Genomic DNA, 6043 nt, shown 5'->3' on the forward strand with positions numbered 1-6043 from the left:
GAGAAGAAACACATGATTACCGATCAGCTTGCCAAATATTACGCCACTATCGCGCAGCAGTACGAGCGCGTCTATGACAAGCCCGAACGCCAGGAAGACCTGGAAGTGTTGCGCGACAAGGTCGCCGACGTGCTGGAAGGCCACACCGTGCTGGAACTGGCCTGCGGCACCGGTTACTGGACGGAAGTGGTCGCCGAGTCGGCCGAGTCCGTGCTGGCCACCGATATCAACGATGAAATGCTGGCGCTGGCGCAGGCCCGCGGCTTGCCGGACAACGTCACGTTCGCCAAGCTCGACGCGTTCAACTTGCCTGACGACCTGTCGGGCAAATTCACCGCTGTGTTCGCCGGTTTCTGGTGGTCGCACGTCAAGCGCGAAGACCAGGATAAATACCTGAAGCAACTGCGCAGCAAGCTGGGCAAGGATATCCTGCTGGTGCTGATCGACAATTCCTATGTCGATGGCAGCAGCACCGTGATCGCGCGCACCGACCTGGAAGGCAATACCCACCAGTTCCGCACGACGGACGCGGGCGAGCGCTATGAAGTGCTGAAGAATTTCCCATCGGATAGCCACCTGCGCAAGAAGTTTGCCCATTCGGCCCGCGAAATCCGCATGAAGCGCCTGGAATACTATTGGCTGCTGAGCTGCCGCCTGAAATAAGGCGTGCTGCACGACCAACCGCCTGCGGGCGGTTTTTTTTCGCCTGTCGTTTTTATCTGACAAGATAATGTGCCAAAAAACAACATCTTGTCGATGTCATATTGTTGAAGTATTTGATGGGCATGATTCGGTTCAGCAGCTAAGCAGCACATCTTGTCCAACCTAATGTAGAGAATCCCAAGTGAAAAAAATTACTCTGGCAGCATTGATCATCGGCACCTTCGCAGCAGCTACGGCGCAAGCACAATCGAACGTCACCGTGTATGGCGTGGTCGACCTCGGTATTGCCAAGACCACCGGCGGTGCGCTGCTGGAACGTGAGAACCAGGCTTCGCGCGTGGGCTTCAAAGGTACGGAAGATCTGGGCAATGGCTTGAAAGCCATTTTCAACCTGGAAAGCGAATTCAAGGCCGATACGGGTGCACAAGCCACCGCCAACACCCTGTTCGATCGCCAGGCATGGGTCGGCCTGACCGGCGACTTCGGTACCGTCTACCTGGGCCGCACCAAGGACTTGATCGACGGCACCCTGGCCCGCGTTGACCCATTCAATACCTATGGCGTCATCGGCAAGATCAACGAACCAGTCATGCGCGGCGGCCAGTCGCCAAACGGCGCTCAAGCCGTGCCAAGCGCATCGGTGGTCGGCGTGTCGCGCGTCAGCAATGCCGTGACCTACAACAGCCCATCGTTCAGCGGCTTCATCGTCAGCGGCCAATACGTCGCCAGCGAAATCAAGGATGCCGATTCGGGTTTCAGCGTGGTTGCCACGTATGACCAGGGTCCAGCCAGCGCCCATGCCGGCTACCAGAAGAAGGTGCAGTCCGTTGCCAACGCAGCTGCTGAGCCAAAACTGTGGATCGTCGGCGGCGGCTACAAGTTTGGCCCGGCCAAAGTGACCTTTGACTACTCGAAGGCTGACACCGACGTGGCTGCCACGGGCGAATTCAAGAGCTACCTGCTGGGCTTGGCTTACGACATCGGCGGCGGTGCCATCAAGGTCAGCTACGTGAAACAGAAGCAAGACAGCAACACGGCAAATGGCAAGGAAACGGCCAAGGCCTTCGGTCTGGGCTACGACTACCCGCTGTCGAAGCGCACTGCCGTGTACGTCTACGGTGGCCGCGATCAGTTCAGCGAAAAATCGATGTACCAGCTGGGCATGACCCACAAGTTCTGATACAGACTGTTTTCCGTCATGAAAGGCGCCTGCGGGCGCCTTTTTTATTGCAGCGCGGGTTCCGCCGCGCCTGCATGCATGGGCAGCGAGATTTCGATGCGTGTACCGCCCAGTTCGCTGTCGGCGCCGATATGGATGCTGCCATTCAAGCCCCATACCCGTTCGCGCATGCCCAGCAGGCCCAGGGCCGTGGCCTTTTCCAGGTCGCGCTCGGCAATGCCGCGGCCGTCATCTTGAATGGTGATGGCCAGCGAGGAATCGATGCGGTGCAGGGCGATGGTGATATGGCTCGCTTCGGCATGGCGCGCGATGTTGGTCAGCGCTTCCTGCACGATGCGGTAGATGGCCGTGCTGCGCGCGTCGTCGAGCACGAGGTCGGCCTCGTCGGCCAGCAGTTCGAAATGAATGGCGCGGCGCTGCAGGAAGTCGTGGCGCAGTTTTTGCAGCGCGAAATACAGTCCCCCTTCATCGAGCGCGCGCGGACGCAGATTGCTGGCGATGCGGCGCAGCGAGGTGATGGCCGTGACCAGCAAGCCATCCATGCCATGCAGCAGCACCTGCAATGGCACGGTCGTGTCCCCATGCTGGCGCACGAGGGTCAGGTCGACGCGCAATGTGGCCAGCAACTGGCCCAGGTCGTCATGCAGTTCGCGCGCAATATGCTTGCGCTCTTCCTCGCGGATGGTTTGCAGTGCGCTCGACAATTCACGCAGTTGCGAAAAGGAGCGGGCCAGTTGTTCATGCACGATTTTGCGCGCACTGATGTCGCGCACGATGATGGTAAAGACGCTATGGCCATCTTCCTGCATGCTGGAGAGCGAGCCTTCGAGCGGGAACATGGCGCCATCGGTGCGCCGGCCCGTCAGTGTGTAGTCGGTGGCGCGCCGGCCCGTCAGGCGCAACTCCTGGCCGATGTCCTCAAACGGCGGCTCGCCATCTTCATTGCACAGGCTGCGCAAGTCGCGCAGGATGTAATGGCCCAGGCGCATGCCGCGCATGCCGGCCGGCGTGTGGCCGAACAAACGGGCCGCCGCCGCGTTTGCACGCAGGATGATTTGCCGGCTATCGATGCTGATGATGGCATCGCTGGCGCTGTCGATGATGGCCTGGCCACGCGCCTGGCGCTGCCTGCTCGCCTTCACGGCAGGCAGCAAGCATAGCAGGAGCGCCGTCGCCATGCCCAGGGGCAGGATGCGCAGCAGTCCGGAGTTGCCGCGGTCGGGCATGGGTATCTCCTTGCGAAAGCAGGCAAGACAGGGGTGGCGGACAGGACTTTATGTAGCCTATGCCTGCTGGCGCGGCGCGGCTTGATGTGGCGCAGGAAGGGGGAAGGACGAAATCAATACGCCGCGCCGGGCAGGCCGGGCGGCGATAGGGCATTACATTTGCTTGAACAGGTGCAAAAAGCTGCGGCTCACTTCGAGTTTGTCTGACTTGCCTTTGATCAGCACCAGGTGGCGGCCGCGAATATCGCGCGTCACGCCTTCGATGGCGTTCACATTGACCAGCGTGGCGCGGTGGATTTGCCAGAACAGCGAAGGGTCGAGCTCTTCGGCCAGATCGCGCACGGGCTTGCGGATCAGCGCCTCGTACTTGGCCGTTTGCACGCACGTGTATTTCTCGTCGGAACGGAAGAACAGGATTTCTTCCACGGGGATCATGCGCAAGTCCTGGCCGATGCTGGCCTGTATCCATTGCAGGTACGTGGGCTTGGCGGTGATTTTTTCCGCCAGTTGCGACAGCATGGCCGTGACGCTGCTGTTGACGTCCAGCGCCGGCTTGTTCAAGTGGGTTTTCAGGCGCTCCACCGTCACCAGCAGGCGCTCATGTTCGGGCGGTTTCAGCACGTAATCGACGGCACCCCGCTCGAAGGCCTCGACAGCGTGCGTATCGTAGGCCGTCACGAAGACGATGTGGCTCTTGCCGCCGATTACCTGTGCCGCCTCCATGCCGGTCTTGCCTGGCATGCGGATATCGAGGAAGGCAAAGTCAGGCTTGAGCTGTTCGACCAGTTCGATCGCCTCGTCGCCATTCTTGGCTTCGCCGATGATTTCCAGTTCGGGCCAGGCCTGGCCCAGGCGCAAGCGCAGTTGGTCGCGCATCAGTCTTTCGTCGTCGGCAATAATAGCGGTAGGCATAAGGATTCAAGTGTGAACTGGCGAAGATTGATTATTCAATGATTTAGCGTTTTTATCAACTACCTTATTTGGACAGTTGATACGGCACTTCGATCACGGCGCACACGCCGGACGGTTGATTTGGCGTAATGGTCAGGCTGCCCTGGTCGCCATGCAGCAGTTTCAAGCGTTCGCGTATGGTGGGCAGGCCCAGGCCCGTGCCATCGCTGGGCACCACGCCAAAGCCGAGGCCGTCATCGGTGACCGTCACGCGCAGCTTGCTGTGCGCTACTTCGGCCACGATGCGCAGGGTGCCGCCTTCCGGCTTGACTTCCAGGCCGTGCTTGATGGCGTTCTCGACCATTGATTGCAGCATCATCGGCGGGAAGGCGGCGCTGCGCAGGCCGTCGGGAATCTGGAAATCGACAGTCAAACGCTCTTCCATGCGCATCTTGAGCAGGTTCAGGTAGGCTTGCACCATGTCCGCTTCGCGGCCCAGGTTGGTAATCAGGGCGTTGTCGCGCATTTGCGGCAGGACGGCGCGCAGGTACTGGATCAGGCTGCGCTGCATCTTGGCGGCGCGCGGCGGGTCGGTCTGGATCAGGTGCTCGACGGAGGCAAGGGTGTTGAACAGGAAATGCGGCTCGACTTGCGCTTGCATCATCTGCATCTTCGCTTCGCTGAGCTGGCGCTGCATCGATTCGCGCTCGGCCGCCTCATTGGCCGTGACCGTCTCCGCTTCAGCGCGTTTCTTGCCGCCCACCAGGGCTTTCATGGCGAACAGGGCCAGGACCAGCAAGGACACAAAGCTCTTGAACCAGGTGGACGCCTGCTGGTGGTAACGCGAGACCTTTTGTTCTGCCGCATCATCGACGGCTTCTTCGATGGCATTCGACAGCTCTTCACCAATTTGCGGTGGCAATTCAATATGGACTTCTTCCCCCGAAGCATTGGTCGTGACTGGATAGCTGGGCTTGGCGGGAGTAGCCGGTGGTTCAGGCGGCTCCGGCGGCACGGTATTTGCGTGCTCGTCCGCTTCGGCGGCATCGGCTGGATCGGTGGCGGCGTCCGCCGTGCTGCGCCGGTTCTTGCTATTGCGCGGATTGAAATGGATGCCGGTATCGTCGATCAGGATATTCGTTTCACCCGAACCTTTGTTCGCCCGCTTATGCGACTTGATGACGACCTCTTCATTTGGGCTGGAAGAGAACAGCTCATCTTGCAAAATCGAGCCGGCGATCAGGGCCAGCGCCGCAAACAGAAAGAATTTCCACCAAGACAGTTGCGTGACCCACGTCGTGGTCGCGTCGAATCCTCGTTGCAACCAGGCGAGAATGGTTTTCAACAGTTGAGGCAGGTTGGAAATCGGGAGCATGTGGACGCTTTCAAAATACAAGAGTTAATCGACGCAGCGAACAAGTTTAACCTGTTGTTGAGCCGCGTCAGAGTCTGATGTTGCCACTGTGCCTAAAGTCGGGGCGTCGCGCCAGTTCATTGCGACAGGCTGCGAAAAAACGCACTTGAAGTGAAAACCGGGCTGGCTGGACGGTGCTCGCCCAGAGCAACGGGGGGATTGTCGATAGTGGGGAAATAGCCCTTGCAGGGCAGGCGGGGCTTGGCTATAATTCGCCCCCTCGCTGAACGACGCATGCAAATGCCGAGTGAAGTGGAGAAAAAGAAGGAGTTGACGGACGTAGCAAATTGCTTCATACTCTTCCTTCTTCGCAGCTGACAAACACAACGCTTTGTCGATAGCGCGAAAGCAGTAACCGAATACAGTTCTTTAACAATTAACAGTCGATAAGTGTGGGCATTTGATGTAAGTGCAGCGCTGCGTAAGCAGCGTCAAACTTAAAATATCAAATGTTCACAAGAAATAATGAAATAGGATACTTCTTCGGAAGTAGCCTGTCAGTTTTTTGAGTGAGCGACCCGTTAGAAATAACGGTGCCTGTAAAAGGGCAAAGTAACAGAGATTAAACTGAAGAGTTTGATCCTGGCTCAGATTGAACGCTGGCGGCATGCCTTACACATGCAAGTCGAACGGCAGCACGGAGCTTGCTCTGGTGGCGAGTGGCGAACG

At 58.7% G+C, this 6043-nt stretch carries 5 protein-coding genes and 1 rRNA gene; 3 read left to right on the top strand and 3 right to left on the bottom strand.

What is annotated here, in order from left to right; all coding sequences use genetic code 11:
• The first annotated feature begins 12 nt into the window (after positions 1-12).
• Complete coding sequence (locus tag O0880_RS21780) at positions 13-663, top strand: class I SAM-dependent methyltransferase (RefSeq protein WP_071324782.1); 651 nt, start codon at positions 13-15, stop codon at positions 661-663.
• Between the two features lie 181 nt (positions 664-844).
• Positions 845-1843, top strand: coding sequence for a porin (locus tag O0880_RS21785; protein ID WP_071324781.1), 999 nt, complete (start codon positions 845-847; stop codon positions 1841-1843).
• Between the two features lie 44 nt (positions 1844-1887).
• On the opposite strand, the gene O0880_RS21790 is transcribed toward O0880_RS21785, so the two are convergent.
• The 3 genes from O0880_RS21790 to O0880_RS21800 form a co-directional block, all read right to left on the bottom strand.
• Positions 1888-3069 carry a PAS domain-containing sensor histidine kinase gene (locus tag O0880_RS21790; protein ID WP_289888715.1) on the bottom strand — a complete coding sequence of 394 codons (1182 nt, stop codon included), beginning with the start codon at positions 3067-3069 and terminating at the stop codon, positions 1888-1890.
• A 153-nt stretch (positions 3070-3222) separates the two neighbouring features.
• Positions 3223-3981, bottom strand: a complete 759-nt coding sequence (locus O0880_RS21795) for a LytTR family DNA-binding domain-containing protein (RefSeq protein WP_071324779.1) — start codon at positions 3979-3981, stop codon at positions 3223-3225.
• A gap of 64 nt (positions 3982-4045) precedes the next feature.
• Positions 4046-5335, bottom strand: coding sequence for a histidine kinase (locus tag O0880_RS21800; RefSeq protein ID WP_071324778.1), 1290 nt, complete (start codon positions 5333-5335; stop codon positions 4046-4048).
• Positions 5336-5938: 603 nt separating this feature from the next.
• On the opposite strand from O0880_RS21800, the gene O0880_RS21805 reads away from it, so the two are divergent.
• Positions 5939-6043: ribosomal RNA gene (locus O0880_RS21805) — 16S ribosomal RNA — on the top strand; the annotation flags it as partial.

The organism is Janthinobacterium sp. SUN118, from assembly GCF_030397695.1.
In the GTDB taxonomy this organism is placed as follows: Bacteria; Pseudomonadota; Gammaproteobacteria; order Burkholderiales; family Burkholderiaceae_D; genus Janthinobacterium.

Coding starts and splice junctions, on each gene's coding strand:
- O0880_RS21780 (WP_071324782.1), top strand. CDS start 13: ATGATTACCGATCAGCTTGCCAAATATTACGCCACTATCGCGCAGCAG.
- O0880_RS21790 (WP_289888715.1), bottom strand. CDS start 3,069: ATGCCCGACCGCGGCAACTCCGGACTGCTGCGCATCCTGCCCCTGGGC.
- O0880_RS21795 (WP_071324779.1), bottom strand. CDS start 3,981: ATGCCTACCGCTATTATTGCCGACGACGAAAGACTGATGCGCGACCAA.
- O0880_RS21800 (WP_071324778.1), bottom strand. CDS start 5,335: ATGCTCCCGATTTCCAACCTGCCTCAACTGTTGAAAACCATTCTCGCC.